This is a genomic window from Stackebrandtia albiflava, from assembly GCF_007994225.1.
In the GTDB taxonomy this organism is placed as follows: domain Bacteria; phylum Actinomycetota; class Actinomycetes; order Mycobacteriales; family Micromonosporaceae; genus Stackebrandtia; species Stackebrandtia albiflava.
Genome location: NZ_VLLL01000005.1, coordinates 819,503 through 837,184 on the forward strand (window position 1 = coordinate 819,503; position 17,682 = coordinate 837,184).

Consider the following 17,682-nt stretch of genomic DNA (forward strand, 5'->3'; position numbering starts at 1 on the left):
TGCCGACATCCCCGTTGTTCGTCTGGGCCGGGGCGCATAGCGTGAGTTCCGTCAGCCCACGACGGGTGACGGAGTCGCGAGGGGATCGTCATGACACCTGGAAGATGGCGCAAGTCCACTCGTAGCAACGCGAGTGGCGGCGACTGTGTCGAGGTGCGGTTGTCCGGTCCGGTGGAGGTCCGTGACAGCAAGGCCCCCGCCCTCGGTGGTCTCGCCGTGGATCGTGGCGAGTTCGCCGCCCTGTTGCGTTCGGTGGACCGTTCCGGGTAGCACTGAACCGCCGGTGGTCTCCGGACCGGCGGTGAAGGCACCGGTCCGGAGTGGTCGGTCACTCGTGGCGGGTGCGTGGCGTCCTGCCCGCCCACCACACCGCCGCCGCGCCGGCCGCGATCAGGGCCGCGGCGATGGTCCACCAGGGCGGTCCGGTCGAGGTGTCTGCCGCGTCGGCCGATCCGGTGACGCCGGGATGGTGCGCGTGTCCGGTGAGGGCGGCCACCGCTTGAGCGGTGTACGCGTGGGCGGTCGTGGCGTCCACATCGGCCCCGACGCCGGTGACCTCACCGTTGCCGCCGTCGAAGACCACGTCGGCGCAACTGTAGAAGTTCTCCTGTGAGTCGGAGCGCACCCAGTGCGTGTAGATCAGGTGCCGGCCGGACTTGTCGTCGGGTAGGTCGACGTCCCAGTAGTAGTAGTGTGAGCCGCCGGGGCCGCCCGACTGGGGTGGATCGGTGACGCTCCAGAACGGCTCCAGGTCGTCCCAGCCCAGCGGTTGCAGCGGGTCGTAGCCGTCCTTGGTGATGTACATGTGAAAGGCGCCGGGATGTGCGGCCCAGTTGCTGTGCTGGACCTGGATGGTGTCGCTGGCAGTCAGGTGGGTCAGCGGCCAGTCGTCGCGGGGTGCGTCGTAGGCGCTGAAGTCGAAGGGACCGTTGTTGCCGCCGCTGCACAGTTCCCCGTCGGGGATGTAGCCGACGGTGCGTCCGCCGCCGAACGAGTCGAGTACGGCGAACCAGTTGTAGAGCGGTGTGGTGCCGGTGGTGTCCACCGCGTCGGCGCAGGCGGGGTTGTCGGGGATGATCTGGCCGGTGTCGGTGAGGCCGTCCACCCAGCACAGGTAGGTACGGCTGCCGGGCATCATGGTGACGCCGTGCGCATCGGCCGTGCCGGGTGCGGCCACCAGGGTCAATCCCAGGACGAGGGCCGCGGTGGCCGATGCGGCGAGGGGTCGCCGGATACGGGGATGGGAGATGTCTCGGTGCATCGGAACTCCAGTACGAGAGGAATGGGAGCGCTCCCAAAACCACGGTAACAATCGATTAACGTCTATGTCAAGCGGTCCGTGGTCGTGCCGTGACGCCCGCCGTGCGGGGCCGCCCGCCGGTTCGCCGCCCGGACCCGGCACAATCCCGGTGTGCGGCGATGGTTCGGGCAACGCGGATACGGCCTGCGGTTCGGTTGGGGCGCCGAGGGGGCGGCGGAACTCGCCGACCCCGCCGGTGCCCTCGTGGTCGTCGACGTCCTGTCGTTCACGACCTCGGTCAGCGTCGTCGTGGAACGCGGTGGCGCGGTCCTGCCGTTCAGGTGGCGCGACGCCCGTGCCGCCGCCCACGCCTCCCGGCACGATGCCGCGCTCGCGGTGGGGCGCCGCGAGGTGGACGCCTCCCATCCGTGGTCGCTGTCCCCGGCGGCGCTGCGCGAGGCGCCCGCCATTCCGCGCCTGGTGCTGCCCTCGCCTAACGGATCCACCATCGCGGCGACCGCCGGAGGCGGCACGGTCTACGCCGGTTGCCTCCGCAACGCCGCCACGGTCGCCGAACGGCTGCGGACGAAGGGTTTCGGGACACCGGAACGCCCGGTCGCCGTCGTGGCCGCCGGTGAACTCCGTTCCGGTGGCGCGTTGCGGCCCTGCCTGGAGGATCAACTCGGCGCGGCGGCCGTGCTGTCGGGACTGATCGCGGCGGGACTGCCGGCCTCACCGGAGGCGGAGACCGCCGCCGTGCGGTGGCGGCCGGACCGGGCCGCCGATCTGGTGCGGCGCAGCGGAAGCGGTGTCGAACTCATCGAACAGGGCTACGGCGGGGACGTCGAGATCGCCGTGGAGGTCGACGCGTCCCGGACCGTGCCGGTGTTGACGGCGGAGGGCTTCGTCGCCGACCGGTGAAAGCGGTCCGGATCAGCCGACGGGGCGACTCGTGCGCAGGTTCCGCAACAGCAGCCGGGGATCGCCGAGTTTGGCGCGCAGCATCCGTTCCAGGCCCGCTATCGGCGTGAGGTTCTGCGGGGCGCGAGGGTCCTTGTGCGCCGAGGACGCCAATCGGGGCAGCATGAGGGCCGAGGCGTCCGCGAGACCGATCACGGTGTCCACGGGCAGCTCCGCCGCGGCCTCCAACCGGGCGACACCGGCCCAGGAACCGTCACCGCCACCCGGAAGCCGGATGTACCAGGTGTAGCGCTGCCAGCTCGTCTTGAGCAGGAATACCGGGGTGCGTTCCCCCGGCTTGAGCCGGTCGACGACCTTGGCGGGTTCGTCCGTCAGGTAACGGCGCTGGTGCGACTTTATGAAACCGACCGCGCGGCGCAGGTGTTCCCGCCGCCGCAACGCGCCGTCGAGCACCAGCAGGTCCGCGTCGGCGGGCTCGGCCTCCGCCGCCACCGCCACCTCCAGGGACGTCAACCGTTCCTGAACCGCGTTGACGAGGTCGCCCGGTTCGGCGCCGGTCACCCGTCGCGCCTGATACGCCGCCACCGGCCCCGCCGACAGTTCCGCGTCCGCCACCGAACTGAACAGCCCCCGTTCCACCCGGCTGGTCACCATGGAGGCGTTGGGGGAGTGGGACGCCAGGTCGCACACCACGACCCCGGCCGCGTAGGAGGCGCACAGCCCCGGTACCGGAGGCTGCCCCGGAACGTCGATGTCCACGCGCGCGTCGAGACGGCGGACACCGTCCACCAACAACACCCTCGGCGGCGGAGCCGACGCGTCGGGACGCAACGGCATCCAGTCGACCGAGGGGACCTCCACGTCCAGTTCGGGGCCGGTCAACCCCCGGGCGTCGCTCAGCCGCTCCCCGCTATCGGCGTACCCGGGATCCCACGCGCTGACACTGATCCGCATCTACACATCCACTCTGGTCACATGAGAGCCCGACGCGTTCTTGCCCACCTCGAAGCGCACCGGGATCCGTTCGGCCAGCCCGGCGACATGCGTCACCACGCCGACCATCCGGCCGCCGGAGGTGGCCAGACTCTCCAGATTGGCCGCCACCTGGTCCAGTGTGGCCGCGTCCAATGTACCGAAGCCCTCGTCGAGCAGGATCGCCTCCAGGCACGCGCCCTCGGAGGACATGCCCGCCAACTGGTCCGACATGGCCAGTGCGAGCGACAGCGCCGCAGCGAAGGTCTCGCCGCCGGAGAGCGTCTTGACCGGACGGGTCAGGTCCGCGTCGTGGTGGTCCACCACATAGAACTCGGTCTCCTCCGAGATGAGCTCGTACTGTCCACCGGTCAACTGGTGGAGGATGCGGGACGCACCGGCCACCAGGTCCTCCACGGCCTCGCTCAGCAGCCAGTTCACGAAGTTCTTCGTCCCGAGGTGGCGGTGCAGTTGCCGCGCCACCTCGGCCTGCTGTGCCTGTGCCGCCCGCTGCTCCGACAGCGAGATGTACTGTCTGCGCTGCGCCGTCAGGGTGTCCAGGTCGTGCCGGGCCCGGTGGAGGGCGGCCGTCACGACGTCGGTGAAGTCCTCGGCGCCACCGCTCGGCGGCGGCGTCACGCCCGCCTCGGTCAGCCGGGCCACGAGTTCGTTACGGACGACCCGGGTCTGGGCGTCGAGTTCGTCGCGGGCCTTCAGTTCGTCGGCGCGCCGGCGGCGCCGGACGTCGAGTTGCGCGGTCGCCCACTCGGTGAGCTGGTCCCATCCCGCGCGCAGGTCGCTGCGGTCGGTCGCCGGTGGGCCGAGTCGCGCGACCCGGTCGCGGTGGTGATCGAACCGCTGCCACTCGGCGGTCTGCCGGTCGAGGACCGACCGGTGGGCGCGTTCGGCGCGCCTGGCGTCCTCGCGGGCGATCCGGACGGCGGCGGCAGCGGCGGTCAGTTCCTCGCTCCGCCGGCGCGCCGCGTCCCGTGCGTCCCGCAACTCCTCCTCGGGAGGTGCGGTCGCCAGCCGTTCCCGGAGCTGTCGTTGCTGGTCCAGGCGCTCGTCGAGTCTTCCCCGGTACTGCGCGGCCGTCTGCTGCGCCTTGACGAGCTCCGCACGGGCGGCCCGCAACGACTCCCGGGCGGCCTCCTCCTCGGCCGCGGCATCGGCGAGCGCGTCGTGGCCGGGGTGCGGGGAGGCGGCCGTGACCGGGTTCCCGCACACCGGGCAGTCGTCTCCCTCGTGGAGCTGACGACGGAGGGTGGCGGCGAGGTCGGCGTCCCGGGCCGCCTGGTGGGCCGCCTCGGCCTGCGCCAGGTGCACCTCCGCCGACGCCACGGCGGCCTCCGCCTGCGCGAGGCGGTGTTCGGCCTCCTCGGTCAACGGCGTCCCCTTGGCGATCGACCCGGCCAGCTCCGCGGCGGCGGCGTAGTCGCCAAGTGTCTGCTCGATACGGGCGACGTCGGTGTCGGCGGCGGCGTGCCGCAACCGTTCCTCGGCCTCCTCCCGCAACGTGACCTCGGCGCGCGCCGTCTCGATGTCGGCGGCCGTGGCGGCGAGTTCATCCGCAATGGAATCCACATCGGACGGCCTGCGGATGTACGTGAGCAGCGAGTGCTCCTCGTCGACGACCTTGAGCACCGACTCGGTCTCCGAGGCCCGGCGCGCCAGTTCCTCCAGCCGGGGCAGCGCGTCCCGCACCTCCTTGTCCAAAGCGGACAGGACGGTGATCCGCTCCGAGGCGGCGGTCAGGTCCTCGTCGGTGACGGGGGTGAGCCGGGACAACTGCGAGTCCATGTGGGACAGCACCGCCTCGGCCGCGCGGTGTTCCTCACCCGCCGCGACCTGGATGTCGCGGTAGACGGAGTGGCCCAGCAGGTTCTCCAGGATCTTCCGGCGTTCGGCGGCGCTGGCGTGCAGGAAGTCCGCGAAGGCGCCCTGCGGCAGTAGCACGCACTTGGTGAACTGCTCGAACGGCAGCCCGACGATGCGCTCCACCTGCTCCGTCAACGCCTTGGCCGAACCCGCCAACGACGTCCCCATGAGGCCGCTGACGTCACCGATCCCGCCGGGCCGCACGTCGGCCGGCAGCCGCTCCAACGCGGCGCTGGAGGTCGTCACACGGCCCTTGCCGCCACGCTTGACGACGCGGGTGGCGACGTAGACCCGATCGGCGGCGGCGAACACCAACTGGACCTTGCCCGAGGTCGCCGAGGGCGCGAGCGCGTACTCGATGCCCTGACCCCACCTGGGCACCCTGCCGTACAGGGCGAAGCAGATCGCGTCCATCACCGTGGACTTGCCCGCCCCGGTGGGGCCCACCAGCGCGAAGAAGTCCGCGTCGGTGAAGTCGACGACGGTGTGCCGCGAGAAGGTGCCGAAGCCCTCCATCTCCAGGCGCAGCGGACGCATCAGGCCACCTCCTCCTCGGCCGACGCCACAGTGGAAACCCGATCGTACAGGTGATCGAACAACCGTGTGACGGCGTCGTCGGCGACACCGCGTTCCTCCAGGTAGTCGCCGAACAACTGCCGTGGCGTCCGCCCGATCCGGGAGGTACGCCGCTCACCGGAGCGCGTCTCCACCATGCCCGGGTCGATCTGGATGGCCAGGGCCCTGGGGAACAACTCCTGCACCTCCTCGCGCAGGCCCGCCCGGGACTTCTCCTTTATGTACACCCGAAGCCACGCGTTCGGTGGGGGATCGGCCTCCCGCAGCTCGGCCAGCGTTCCGCGTAGGGTGCGCAACGGCACCGCCTCGGTCAACGGCACGTGCCTGACCTGCGCGGGCGTCGACGCCGTCACGTCCACGATCAACACGCCCGGCGTGTAACTCTCCTCGCCGAAGTCCACCGCGATCGGCCCTCCACTGTAGTGGATCGGGCATCCCCCGGTCACCTTCTGCCGCCGGTGCAGGTGACCCAGCGCCACGTAGTGCGTGGTCGGCGGGAAGATCGTCGCCGGGACCGCGTAGTCGGCGACCGTGTGCGCCTCGCGCTCACCGCCACCCACCTTCCCGCCCACGACGGTCAGGTGCCCGGTCACCAGGTTGACCGAGTCCGGCGTGAACGACGCCGACAACGCCGCGACGAGTCGCCGCAGATGGTCGGTGTACGACTGCCCGGTCTCGGCGGCGGTCAGGGAGAACAACTCGGTCGCCCGCACCGCGTAACGCTGCGACACGAACGGCAGCGCCGCGCACCGCCACGTCTCGCCCTCGGCCGTGCGACCGGTGACGAGGTGGTCGGTGGCGGTGCCGATGGTTCCCCGCAGCGTGATGCCCGCCGCGTCCGCCCATCCGCGCAACGCGTCGATCGCCGCGCCGTGATCGTGGTTGCCTGCGACCGCGACCACGTCGGCGCCGGTCTCCCGGAGCGCCGAGAGCGTCCGCACCAGGAGCTTCTGCGCGGCGGCCGACGGCGCGGCCGTCTCGAACAGGTCACCGGCGACCACGATCAGGTCAGGCCTCTCCCGCCGGGTGATCTCCACCAACTCGCGGAAGACCTCGTACTGCTCGGGCATGCGGGACTGGCCCTTGAGGGTCGCTCCGATGTGCCAGTCGGAGGTGTGCAGAATTCGCAATTGCCGCTCCTTGGAGTGTCGGAGGCCGTCTTTGAACCTACTGTTCTGCTGCGCGTCGCCCGGTCGGCGCCTCGCGGCGTTGTCGAAGGCTCCTGCGTAGACGGCCTCTCGGGAGAACCGGCCGGACCATAACGGCCGGGTGCGACCCTCGTCGACCATATGCGCGAAGCCCGCCCGGCCGTGGCCGCCCCGCCGCCGTCCCCGCCACGATCAGAACGGGATGTCGTCCTCGTCGTCGCCCGCCAACGCGAACGGGTCGACCGTCTGCGTCACCGAGCGCAGCGCGGACGCCGGCGCGGCCCCCGCCTCGGCGGGCCTGGTCGCCCACGCCGGGAACGGGAAGTTGACCACCAGCGGCACCGGCAGTTCCGGCTGCGCGACGAACATGGTGCCCGGCTTGGCCATCAGCGCCCGCTGCCGCTGCCCCGTGGCGAGGAACCCGTACTCGGGGCGGTTCGCCTCGGCGGGGTCGAGCCGTCCCACGACCCGGATGGCGCTGTTGGCCGCGATGCGGCGCTCCACCTCGCTGGCGGTCTGCTGGGCGCCGATGAGGATGACCCCCAGGGACCGGCCGCGTTCGGCGATGTCCAGCAGGATCTCCTTGATGGGGCTCGTGCCGTCGCGTGGCGCGTACTTGTTCAGCTCGTCCAGCACCACGAACTGGAGCGGCCGCGCCGTGCCGGCCTTCTCCTTGCGCTCGAACTCGCCGCGCAGCGTCACACCGACCACGAACCGCTGCGCGCGGTCGGGCAGGTTGTGCAGGTCCACGACCGTCACCTGGGCGTCGTGGTCGGTGCCGACACCGTGTGCCCGGCGCGGCGGCAGGTCGCCACGCACCAGCCTTCCGATGTCCCTCGTGGAGGAGATCAGACGGCGGATGAACGCGTTGATGGTGCCGAGCCCGACGGCCGTGCCCGCCCAGGTGCCCCGGGTCGTGTCGTCCGACAGCCTGTCGCACAACAGATCCACCAACGCGCCGTACGAGGACACCAACTGTCCGTCGATGACGGCCCCGCCGTCGTCCTTGGGCTGCGCCTCCCGGTGCAGCTTCGCGGCCACCTGGTGGACGACCATCGTGTACTGCTGCCGTTCGTCGTCCGCGTCGGCGAACACGAACGGCAGCAGGCGTTCCGAGCAGAACTGCGCCACCGTCCAGTAGAACGACTCCACGCCCGTGGAACGGCACGCCACGTCGGGCACGCCGTTGCGGTCGCCCTGCCGGGGCGGCGCCATCACCGTCACCGAACCGAACGCCTTGGCGGGCAACCCGAGCCGCGCGTACGAGTCCCTCAGCGTGTCGTCGAGCCGGGTGTTGTCGTGGTCGAGCAGCAGCAGGTCCTCACCCTTGACGTTGAAGATGAGCGCCTTGGTGTTCACCGCCTCGGGGCCGATCGCCTGCGAGTGCAGCAGGGAGTACAGCAGCCACGTCGCGAAACTGGTCTTGGTCGCGACCCCGGAGATGCCCGAGATCGACACGTGCGCGCCACGGGTGCCGTCGAGGAAGTCGGCGTTGAGGAAGACCGGTTCGCCGTCGCGGGAGAAGCCCAGCGGGATCTGCCGCGTCATCTGGTCGAAGTACAGTGCCGAGTCCCTGGCCGCGCCCGAGGCCCGCATGACGGCGTCACCGGGGCGGGGTGGGACGAACACCTCCGGATCGACCCGGGTGACGGTGATCTCGGCCGCCTCCTGGACCTGCGCGGGAAGGTGACCCTCCGAGATCGCGAAGACGTCCGAGTCGAACTGCGCACCCTCGTGCCGCGACCGCACGGCGGTGACGACCCCCGAGACCGTCACGGGCTCCCGCCCGGCGACCTCCCGCCTGGTCACCACGACATCGTCCAACTGGAGGTAGGAATCGGGTGCGATCGCCACCCAGAACGTCAACGGGGTCGCGTCCTCGGTGCCCAGGACCCGCCCCACCACATCTTCGGCTTCGGCCATGCGGACCATCATCGCAGGCGGGTGTAACGCAGCAGCAGGTTCCCGTTGGCGTGCAGCGCGTGGGCCAGGGCCATCGGCCGCAGCGGCGACGGAGGACCGGCCGTGATGCGGTCGGCACCGGCTCCCGCCAGGAACGGCGACAACGTCAGGCACAGTTCGTCCACCAGGTCGGCGGCGGTCAACTCGCCGAGGATGTGCGGCCCGCCCTCGCACAACTGCTGCCGCAGACCGCGTTCCCGGAGCACCCGCAGTGCCTCGCCGAAGTCCACCGTCTCCTCGCCGGCCACGACGAGGTCGGCGACCTCCGCCAACCGGTCGGTGTGGCTCCGCGGCGCCGCCGCGCACGTGATCACCAACGGCCGGACCGGGGCGTTGCGGAACAGCGGCGCCGACACGTCGAGGTCACCGCTGCGGGTCACCACCGCCATGACCGGGTGGTCGGGCAGACCGTGCTCCCGCCGCCACTCCACCCGTTCCGGTGTCATGCGAAGCGCCTGGTAGCCGTCGGTGCGGACCGTGCCCGCGCCGGTGATCAACACATCGCACCTCATCCGGAGGAACCGGAAGACCCGCATGTCGTCCTCGCCCGACAACGCGTGCGAGTCGCCGTCCACCTCCACGGCGCCGTCGGTGCTGGACACGAAGTTGACCCGCAACCACGACTCCGCCTCCGCCGGAGGGGCGTACCGGGCGATGAGTTCCGCGTCGGTGAGTTCGGTCGTCTCGGTGGGGAATATCGACTCCATGACGGCTATTGTGCAGGCGCGGCGAGGGCGGGGTGTTCACCGGCGACGGTTCCGCGGTTCGCGGCGCCCGCCCGGCCCACGAGACGGGACGGCGCGCCGCCGGCAATCCTCAGTGGACTCGTGCTTCCGGTCGAGGTGAGCACCGTCATAACCACCGGTTCGGGGCTTGACGCCCACCGGCGGGGCTGCGATCCTTCACCCGCTACACCACGAACTGTGGGGGAAGTCCGGTCCGAGTCCGGCGCTGACCCGCAACGGTAGGCGTGTTCCACACACGCGAGCCCGAATACCCGCAGTCCGGATTCGCCCCATTCGATCCCGTCGCGGTCTGCGGGATGGCAGCGCGGGAGGTGCGGCCGTGACGACGCGCCGTCGCCGCGACCGGGCGTCTGCTCGCCAACCAGCGGCCCGGCCTGCCCGAAAGGCCACCATGTCCCTCCACACCGGATTCCGGCGGTTCGCCGTCGCCCTCGCGGTCGGTGCCCTCGCCGCCACCGCGTTCCCCGCCACGGCCGCCGCCGACCCGGCGGCCGACGGTGCCGCCGGAGCCGCCGCCTGGCTCGCCGGCCGGGCCGCCGCCGACGGGGGCTTCGGCGATCCCGGCACGACGGCCGACGCGGTCTTCGGCCTCGTCGCCGCCGACGCCGGAGCCGGCCACACCGCCGCCGCCCTCGACTTCCTGTCCGACCCCGCCGTGCTCGCGCCCTACATCGGCACCGCCGAGACCGGTTACCGTGCACCGCAGACCGCCAAGATCATGCTCGCCGTGCAGGCGGGCGGCGGCGACGTCAACGACTTCGGTGGCGTCGATCTGGAGGCGGCACTGCGCGGCCTGGAGGGACCGGACGGCCGATTCCCCGGGGTACTGGCCCAACAGTTCGCCGTGCTGGTGCTCGCCCGTGACGACCAGGGCGTCTCCGGGGCGGCAGTGTCGGCGCTGGTGTCGATGCAGTGCGACGACGGCGGTTACAACTGGAGCACCACCGGAGGCGGCTGCACCGGCGACGTCGACTTCACCGCGTACGCCTCGGCCGGTCTGCTGGCCGCCGGTGAGACGACCGCCTCCGCCGACGCCCTCGACTGGCTGGAGTCGGTGCAGGGCGACACCGGCGGCTTCTCGGCCGGTTTCCCGGGCGCGCCCGAGAACGCCAACTCCACCGGACTGGCCGCCGGTGTGCTGGCCGACGGAGGCCGGGACGACGCCGCCGCGAAGGCCGTGGCGTTCGTGCTGGGCCTCCAGCAGGGTTGCGACGCGCCCGAGGCCGACCGCGGCGCGATCAACTACGACTCCGGCGACTTCAACCCGGGCCCGGCCGTCATGGCCACCGCGCAGGCGCTCACCGGCATCACCGGGGAGGGCCTGGTCGGGCTGGACCACTCCGACGACACCGACGCGCTGCCGGGTCTCGACTGCGACGGTCCTTCGGAACCCGGTGAGTCCCCGGCACCGGAGGAACCCGGCACGTCACCCTCCGCCCGGCCGGACGAGTCGGTGTTGCCGGTGACGGGCGGTTCGTGGGGGCTTCCGCTGATGCTCGGCGCCGCCCTCGTGGTCGTCGGTGTCGTCCTGGCGGCCCTCACCCGGCGCACCGGTCGGGGCGAGCGCTAGGACGGCCCCCAGAGGCCCACGGCGGCCGTACCGGTGGCCGCGACCGGCACGGCCGCCTCCCGCCGCGACTGCGGCGTCGCGGCGGGAGGCGGCGGCGGATAATCGTCGGCATGACGGTCGGCTCGGTACTGCGGTTCACCGCGATCACGGCGGGCGTGATCGTCCTGCTCGTCGGTCTGTTGTGGATGTTCCAGCGGGAACTGGTGTACCTGCCCGACTCCGGCTCGCCGCCGCCGGTTCCCGGAGTCGAGGAGGTCGTCCTGCGCACCGACGACGGCCTGTCGTTGACCGCGTGGTTCGCCGCCCCGACCGCGCACGACCGCGACCAGGCCGTGCTGGTGGCGCCCGGGAACGGCGGCAACCGCGCCGGCCGCGTGCCACTGCTGACCGGCCTGACCTCGGCGGGGTTCACCGTGCTGCTGTTGGAGTACCGGGGATACGGCGGTAACCCCGGTTCCCCCGACGAGACCGGTCTGCGGCACGACGCGGTCGCGGCGTACCGCCATCTCGTCGACACCGCCGGATTCGACCCGGAGCGCCTGTTCTACCTGGGGGAGAGCCTGGGGGCGGGGGTGGTCAGTGGTCTCGCCGTCGACCGTCCGCCCGCCGGGATGCTGCTGCGGTCACCGTTCACCGACCTGGCCGCCGCCGGCCAGGAGGCGTACCCGGTGCTGCCGGTCCGCCTGCTGCTGTGGGACCGCTTCCCCGTGGAGTCCGATGTGGTCGCCGCGGGCGTGCCGTTGGCGGTGGTGCTGGGAACCGGCGACGGGATCATCCCGCCCGAGCTGAGCCGCCGGGTGGCGCGGGCGGCGTCCGACGCCGGTATCCCGGTGGCCGTCACCGAGATCGACGGCGCCGACCACAACGACCCGGCGCTCGCCTCCGGCCCCGAACTGATCGACGCCATGGTCCGGCTGGCCGACTCGGTCACCCGTTAACGCCGCCAGATCCCGGACCTGACCTGCCAGCCGGTCCCGTCCTGGAAGCCGTCCGCCAGCACCCGGAGCAGCGTGGAACTCCGGGGCAGCCGGGCGGGATCATACGGCCCCACGTGATTGAACGCGAACAGCAGCACGTCCTTCTCCCCGTTCTCGGTGGCCTTGGGACCCGGAGGCATCAGTTCGAAACGGTTCTGGAAGACCGTGATGTTCGACCCCGGTGCCAGACGTTTCCCCAACCGTGGATCCAGCAGCCACGACGTGCACGTGTAGACCGGCCGCCCGGTGAAGCGGTCGCCGAACATGACGGGGAAGAACTCCTCGGCGGTGTCCACCGCGAGTCGGCACGCCTGCGGTGAGAAGGGGCCGCCCTCGCCGGGGATGTGGATCCCCAGGGTCATCTCGCCCTCGTCGTGGCCGTTGAACGGGTGGCCGGGACCGAGTGGTTCGAGGCAGAACTCCAGCCTTCCCAGTCGGTAGATGGCGCCGCGGAAGTGGAGCGTGAACCAGAACGCCACCTCCAGCCCCGGTTCGCCGTACCGGGCGCGGTTGAGTCGCAGCTTCTCCCCGATGTTGCCGAACGTGGCCCAACTCACCTGCGGCGGTACGCCCCGCGCCTGGTGGTATTCGAGCGTGTGGCGCATGACCGACAGCAGTGCCCACAGGTACACGAACCGGCCCGGTGCGCCCAGTTCCCGCGACAACTTCGGCCACATGAGCATGCCGGTGCCTCCCATGTCGGCGCGCAACTGCCGGTGGCAGCGTTCCAGCACCCACCACAGCTCGGGGTCGCGTTCGGGATCGGGACGCGCCTGCGCCACGGCGGCGGCGTCCTCCGGGTCGGCGGTGAGGTGGTCGACGAGGAGCCGTTCGGTGTCGGCGGCGCTGGGCAGCGCGACACCGCCGTCCGGTGCCCCGATGTCCTCCCAGGTCTGGTACCAGTGTTTGTCCGCTTCGGCGAGGCCGAGCCGGTCTTCCAGCCGGGTTGGATTCATGGCTGGCAATCTACTAGGTTCACTCATCGTGCCGGCCCGCGCGACGGGCGGCCGGAACACGATCCACACCACGTCCCGGGGACCTCGACGCGACGTAGAATTCGGCGCGCCCTACCCTGTCGGCGTGGGCCGGTTTCTTACCCCTGGTTGGCTGCTGAGACATGTGCTGGCCGTCGTGGTGACGGTCGGCTGCCTCGGCATGGGCTACTGGCAGTGGACCCGGGCCACCGAGGGCAGCTCGATCAGTTGGGGTTACGCCTTCGAATGGCCGCTGTTCGCGGTGTTCGCGATCGCGTTGTGGATCCGGGAGGTTCGCACCGAACTGGCCCGGGGACGCGGTGAGTCGGTGGAGTCGACCGAACCGCCGCTGGTCTCGCCGTTCGACCGCGACGAACCGGTGGAGCCGGCGGCGTCGGAGACCGGCGACGACGCGACCGACGCCTACAACCGCTATCTGGCGTGGCTGGCCGCCGACCCGAACCGCCGCCCCGGCGAATACCCCGGTTAGGAGCTCGTCTTGGACGTCAACCCCGAACTCAGGTCCGCACTGCGGCGGTACCAGGTCATCGCGTGGATCGTGGGCGTGCTGCTCATCGTCCTGGTCTTCGTGGCGGTGCCGTTGCGCTACATCGGCGGCGAACCCGGGCTGTCGGCGATCGTGTCGCCGATCCACGGATTCGGATACATGGTGTACCTGGTCCTGGCCTTCGACCTTGCGCGCCGCGCCGGATGGGCGTTGTGGCCGAGGATGGTGTGCCTGCTGCTGGCGGGCACGATCCCGGTGGTGTCGTTCGTCGCCGAGCGCTGGGTCAGGCGGACACTCGCCGCCGAGGCGGCCCGCTCCACCGAGATGACGACGGCCGAACCCGTACGGTGAGCACGGTCACACCGAACTGACCAGGCCGTGGGGGCGTCCGTTCCACCACATGGCGTCGATGATCACCGCCGAGCCCGAGCCGACGAAACTGACGACCAGCCGCCCGGACGCGGGCTGTTCGGTGGCGGCGGTGAACCCGGTCGCGGGACTCGCCGACACCAGGGTCGCGCGGTCCGGCTCCAGTCGCACCACGGCGGTGCCTCCGGCGGTCTGGAAGCTGCACTCGTAGGTGTCGACGTCGACGAGCATCCAGCCGCCGTGGTCCTCCGGCGGGGTCGTGCTCGCCGGGTCGTCGTCCGGCGGGGGTGTCGGTGCCGAGATGGTGTCCGTCTCCGACCGTTCGCCGGTGTCGTCGCCCGGGTCGTCGGCGCCCTGGGCGTCCGCCTCCGGTGACGGCTGGTCGTCCGACTCGGTCAGGACCGTGTCGGCCTCGGAGCGGGCCGAGTCGGCCGTGAACACCGCCGTCATGCCCCACCACGAGCCGGTGGCGCCCACCGCGGTCACCGCTACCCAACCGACCAGGGCGGCGGCGCGCCTGAAGAGTACCGATCGGTGTGCCATGATCGCCATCTTGTCAGAACCCGCGGACCGACGGTAGAGTGCCGCAGTGGCGAGGGTGCTCCTTATCGAAGACGACGCGAACGTGCGCGCCGCACTCGCGCGGGCGCTCGGTAAGGCCGGTCATCACGTCACGGTGGAAGGCAACGCGCTCAACGGTTTGCGGCAGGCCAACGCGCTCCGTCCCGACGTGGTCATCCTGGATCTCGGTCTGCCCGATATGGACGGTGTGGACGTGCTCCGCATGCTGCGGGGCGTATCGAACGTGCCGGTCATCATCGCCAGCGCCCGCCGCGCCGAGTCCGACATCATCCAGCTCCTGAACGCCGGCGCCGACGACTACGTCGCCAAGCCGTTCTCGGCGGCACACCTCCAGGCGCGCATCAGCGCGGTACTGCGGCGCAGGGAGGCGCCGCAGCCGGTGGAGACGGTGATCACGGTGGGGCCGTTGAGCATCGACCCGGCCCGCCATATCGCCACACTGGACGACACCGAACTGGAACTCACCCGTCGCGAGTTCTCTTTGCTCACATACCTGGCGCGCCACGCCGGACGAGTCGTGTCCAAACAGGAACTCGTGGAGCAGGTGTGGCAGCAGCCCTACATCGGCGCGGAGGCCACGGTCGACGTACACGTGTCCTGGTTGCGCCGCAAACTGGGCGAGACCGCCGCACGACCCCGCCTGCTTCGCACGGTCCGCGGTGTCGGGATCATGCTGTCGGACGGGCAGTGAGCCGATGACGCGACGTCTCCCGGCCCGGCGCGGCACCGGGCGGTGGCCCGGCCGATGAGGTGGGCACTGGCGAAGGTCGCCATCGCCACCACGTCGATGGTGGCGTTGGCGTTCTGCATCCCGCTCGCCCTGGTCAGCCGCCAGGTCGCCGAGGAGCGGGCGATGGCCGAGGCGCGTGAATCCGCCGCCGCCATGGTGACGGTGCTGGCGGCCACCGACGACCCCGTCGCCCTGCGTCGCGCGGTCGCCGCCGACCACGCCGGAGCGGCCGACCGGTTGGCGGTCCACCTGCCCGGACACGGGGTGATCGGGGCCAGCCACGTCGACCTCGCGCAGGTGCGCCGGGTCTCCGCGGCCGCCGAGACCGCGACCGTCCCGGGCGAGGGAGGCGTGGTGTACCTGCGAGCGGTGCTGCTGCCCGGTGAACAGGTCGCCGTGGTGGAGGTGTACATCCCCGACGAGCGGTTGACCCACGGTGTGGCGACCGCGTGGTGGACGCTGTCGATCGTGGCGGTCCTGCTCGTCGCGATCTCGGTCGGGATGGCCGACCGGCTCGCCGCGAAGGTCGTCAGGGCCGCGACCTCACTGGCCGCCGCCGCCACCCGGCTCGGAGCCGGCGACCTCACGGTGCGGGTCCGGCCCGCCGGCCCCGACGAGCTCGTGGAGGCGGGGGAGGCGTTCAACAGCATGGCCGACCGGGTGGTGAGCGTGGTGGACGCGGAACGGGAACTCGTCGCCGACCTGTCCCACCGGCTCCGCACCCCGCTCACCGCCCTGCGCCTCGACGGCGAGGCACTGCCCGACACCCCGGACGGCCGCCGGATCCGGGCGAGCGTGGACGCGCTGGAGGCCGAGGTGGACGCGGTCATCGCCGGTGCACGTCGTTCGGTGGCCGACCGGGGACCCGCACACGCACAGGTCGCCGAGATCCTCGCGGAGCGGATCGCCCTGTGGGGCATGCTCGCCGAGGACTACGGCAGGCGTTTCGAGGTCGAGGGACTGGACGCACCGGTGTGGGTGCGCCTGTCGCGGGACGACGTCACGTCCTGCCTCGACGCCCTCATCGGCAACGTCTTCGCGCACACCCCGCAGGACGCGCCGTTCGCGGTGCGGCTGGACCCGGTGGCGGGCCGGTTGGCGGTCGAAGACGGCGGTCCCGGTATCGACGACCCGATCTCCGCCCTCACCAGGGGCAAGAGCGGTGCCGGTTCATCAGGGTTGGGGCTGGACATCGTCGCCCGGATGGCGAAGTCGACCGGCGGCCGGTTGCACATCGGCGTCAGCGAGCTGGGCGGGGCCCGCATCGTGTGGTCGTTCGGTGACGCCGTCATCGACGTCGCCGGTTGAGGCGGACCCCGCCGAACGCCGCGCGATCGCCTTCAGATACCCCGCCTGCAGCCGTTCCCTGACGGTGGGGCCGCCGGGTTCGGGGGCCGGGGCGCCGAGGTGTTCGTGCCGCAGCTCCGCCATGAACCGCGTGAGCAGCTCCGGTCCGCCCTCGGTGAGCAGCCTCGCCCGGATCGACAGCGCGTCGCTTACGGGAAGCCACCGAGAACCCCACGCTCCCAACGCCTCCATTACCGGCAGCAGTGCGATGGCCGGCTCGGTGAGGCTGTACACGGCCTTCTGCCGGTGTCCCGGGTCGGGCGACCGGGTCAACATGCCGAGTCCGACGAGTCGCTTCAGCCGTGCCGACAGGATGTTGGAGGCGATGCCCTCCTCGGAGTTGAGCAGCAGCTCACGGAAGTGCCGCCTGCCGCCGAAGATCATGTCGCGCAGGATGAGCAGGGTCCATCTGTCGCCGAAGACCTCCAGTGAGAGGTTGATCGGGCATTCCGAGCGGTGGTTGTCGGGCATCGTCCTACTCCGGGCTACTGGTTGCATTCCGAGATCAGTCTACTAGGCTGGGGCCGATGGCGGAACACCACCAGTGGGCCTCCGGAGCCACACACACGATGGGAGACACCGATGGGAAGACTCGTCTACTCGACGATCGGATCACTCGACGGGTACGCCGCCGACCCCGACGGCGACTTCACCTGGGCCGAACCCACCGAGGAGGTACTGGAGTTCCTCAACGAGACGGAACGCCCCGTCGGCACCTACCTGTACGGGCGCCGCATGTACGACATGATGGCCTACTGGGAGAACGCGCAGGACGAACCCGGCCTCTCGCCCGCGAGTCGTGAGTACACCCGGATCTGGCAGGCCGCCGACAAGATCGTGTACTCCACGACCCTCGACCGGGTCACCACCGGCGCGACCCGCATCGAACGGCACTTCGACCCCGACCTGATCCGGCGTCTCAAGGCCGAATCCCCCCGCGACATCGGCATCGGCGGACCCACGATCGCCGCCGAGGCGATCACGGCGGGACTCGTCGACGAGTACCAGCTCTACGTCATCCCGATGCTGGTGGGCGGTGGGCTGCAGATACTGCCGCCCGGAATCCGGATCTCACTGGACCTCCTGGAGGAGCGGCGGTTCAGCGGCGGCACCGTGTTCCTGCGCTACCGGGTCGCCTCCTGACACGACGGCGGCCCCGCGGATTCCGTTCCGCGGGGCCGC

The 17,682-nt window shown here is 71.2% G+C and carries 17 protein-coding genes, 1 pseudogene and 1 riboswitch; of the genes and pseudogenes, 9 read left to right on the forward strand and 9 right to left on the reverse strand.

Annotation, left to right across the window (positions count from 1 at the left end; genetic code table 11):
* The first annotated feature begins 90 nt into the window (after positions 1-90).
* Positions 91-270, forward strand: a complete 180-nt coding sequence (locus tag LX16_RS04710) for a DUF397 domain-containing protein (protein WP_147133642.1) — start codon at positions 91-93, stop codon at positions 268-270.
* Positions 271-328: 58 nt separating this feature from the next.
* Here the strand turns inward: LX16_RS04710 and LX16_RS04715 are convergent, their stop codons facing one another.
* Positions 329-1,261: a lytic polysaccharide monooxygenase auxiliary activity family 9 protein gene (locus LX16_RS04715; protein WP_147133644.1), complete on the reverse strand. Its 933-nt coding sequence runs from the start codon at positions 1,259-1,261 to the stop codon at positions 329-331.
* A 150-nt stretch (positions 1,262-1,411) separates the two neighbouring features.
* Between LX16_RS04715 and LX16_RS04720 the strand changes: the two genes are divergently transcribed.
* Positions 1,412-2,161: a 2-phosphosulfolactate phosphatase gene (locus tag LX16_RS04720; RefSeq protein ID WP_147133647.1), complete on the forward strand. Its 750-nt coding sequence runs from the start codon at positions 1,412-1,414 to the stop codon at positions 2,159-2,161.
* Between the two features lie 12 nt (positions 2,162-2,173).
* Here LX16_RS04720 and LX16_RS04725 read toward each other — a convergent pair whose 3' ends face one another.
* The 5 genes from LX16_RS04725 to LX16_RS04745 form a co-directional block, all read right to left on the reverse strand.
* The gene (locus LX16_RS04725) at positions 2,174-3,115 is read right to left on the reverse strand and encodes a DNA double-strand break repair nuclease NurA (protein WP_147133650.1); all 942 of its coding nucleotides are present in this window, start codon (positions 3,113-3,115) and stop codon (positions 2,174-2,176) included.
* Positions 3,116-5,548 carry an AAA family ATPase gene (locus tag LX16_RS04730; RefSeq protein ID WP_147133653.1) on the reverse strand — a complete coding sequence of 811 codons (2,433 nt, stop codon included), beginning with the start codon at positions 5,546-5,548 and terminating at the stop codon, positions 3,116-3,118.
* A complete protein-coding gene (locus LX16_RS04735) occupies positions 5,548-6,717 on the reverse strand; it encodes an exonuclease SbcCD subunit D (RefSeq protein ID WP_147133656.1) in 1,170 nt (389 codons plus the stop codon). The genes LX16_RS04730 and LX16_RS04735 overlap by 1 nt, the downstream gene beginning before the upstream one ends.
* Before the next feature lie 210 nt (positions 6,718-6,927).
* On the reverse strand, positions 6,928-8,658 hold the full coding sequence (locus tag LX16_RS04740; RefSeq protein WP_211354285.1) for an ATP-binding protein: 1,731 nt from the start codon (positions 8,656-8,658) through the stop codon (positions 6,928-6,930).
* Positions 8,659-8,666: 8 nt separating this feature from the next.
* The gene (locus LX16_RS04745) at positions 8,667-9,404 is read right to left on the reverse strand and encodes a pyrimidine reductase family protein (RefSeq protein WP_147133662.1); all 738 of its coding nucleotides are present in this window, start codon (positions 9,402-9,404) and stop codon (positions 8,667-8,669) included.
* A gap of 197 nt (positions 9,405-9,601) precedes the next feature.
* A riboswitch (cobalamin riboswitch) is annotated at positions 9,602-9,716 on the forward strand.
* Positions 9,717-9,834: 118 nt separating this feature from the next.
* Here LX16_RS04745 and LX16_RS04750 point away from each other — a divergent pair.
* Both LX16_RS04750 and LX16_RS04755 read left to right on the forward strand, forming a co-directional pair.
* Entirely contained in the window at positions 9,835-11,013 is a 1,179-nt protein-coding gene (locus LX16_RS04750) for a prenyltransferase/squalene oxidase repeat-containing protein (RefSeq protein WP_147133666.1), read from the forward strand.
* 110 nt (positions 11,014-11,123) lie between these two features.
* Positions 11,124-11,951, forward strand: coding sequence for an alpha/beta hydrolase (locus tag LX16_RS04755; protein WP_147133669.1), 828 nt, complete (start codon positions 11,124-11,126; stop codon positions 11,949-11,951).
* On the opposite strand, the gene LX16_RS04760 is transcribed toward LX16_RS04755, so the two are convergent.
* Complete coding sequence (locus tag LX16_RS04760; protein WP_147133671.1) at positions 11,948-12,946, reverse strand: acyltransferase domain-containing protein; 999 nt, start codon at positions 12,944-12,946, stop codon at positions 11,948-11,950. The genes LX16_RS04755 and LX16_RS04760 overlap by 4 nt on opposite strands.
* Positions 12,947-13,070: 124 nt before the next feature.
* Between LX16_RS04760 and LX16_RS04765 the strand changes: the two genes are divergently transcribed.
* Positions 13,071-13,454 (forward strand): hypothetical protein, encoded by a 384-nt coding sequence (locus tag LX16_RS04765; RefSeq protein WP_147133673.1) that lies wholly within the window; start codon positions 13,071-13,073, stop codon positions 13,452-13,454.
* A gap of 9 nt (positions 13,455-13,463) precedes the next feature.
* A complete protein-coding gene (locus LX16_RS04770) occupies positions 13,464-13,823 on the forward strand; it encodes a DUF3817 domain-containing protein (protein WP_147133675.1) in 360 nt (119 codons plus the stop codon).
* 6 nt (positions 13,824-13,829) lie between these two features.
* Here LX16_RS04770 and LX16_RS04775 read toward each other — a convergent pair whose 3' ends face one another.
* Positions 13,830-14,384, reverse strand: coding sequence for a hypothetical protein (locus LX16_RS04775; RefSeq protein ID WP_147133677.1), 555 nt, complete (start codon positions 14,382-14,384; stop codon positions 13,830-13,832).
* Between the two features lie 46 nt (positions 14,385-14,430).
* On the opposite strand from LX16_RS04775, the gene LX16_RS04780 reads away from it, so the two are divergent.
* Positions 14,431-15,114, forward strand: coding sequence for a response regulator transcription factor (locus LX16_RS04780; RefSeq protein ID WP_147133679.1), 684 nt, complete (start codon positions 14,431-14,433; stop codon positions 15,112-15,114).
* 54 nt (positions 15,115-15,168) lie between these two features.
* On the forward strand, positions 15,169-16,461 hold the full coding sequence (locus tag LX16_RS04785; protein ID WP_147133681.1) for a sensor histidine kinase: 1,293 nt from the start codon (positions 15,169-15,171) through the stop codon (positions 16,459-16,461).
* Between the two features lie 12 nt (positions 16,462-16,473).
* Here the strand turns inward: LX16_RS04785 and LX16_RS28165 are convergent.
* A pseudogene (locus LX16_RS28165) lies at positions 16,474-16,971 on the reverse strand (winged helix-turn-helix transcriptional regulator); the annotation flags it as partial.
* A 111-nt stretch (positions 16,972-17,082) separates the two neighbouring features.
* Between LX16_RS28165 and LX16_RS04795 the strand changes: the two are divergent.
* The gene (locus LX16_RS04795; protein ID WP_147133685.1) at positions 17,083-17,643 is read left to right on the forward strand and encodes a dihydrofolate reductase family protein; all 561 of its coding nucleotides are present in this window, start codon (positions 17,083-17,085) and stop codon (positions 17,641-17,643) included.
* The last annotated feature ends 39 nt before the right edge of the window (positions 17,644-17,682 follow it).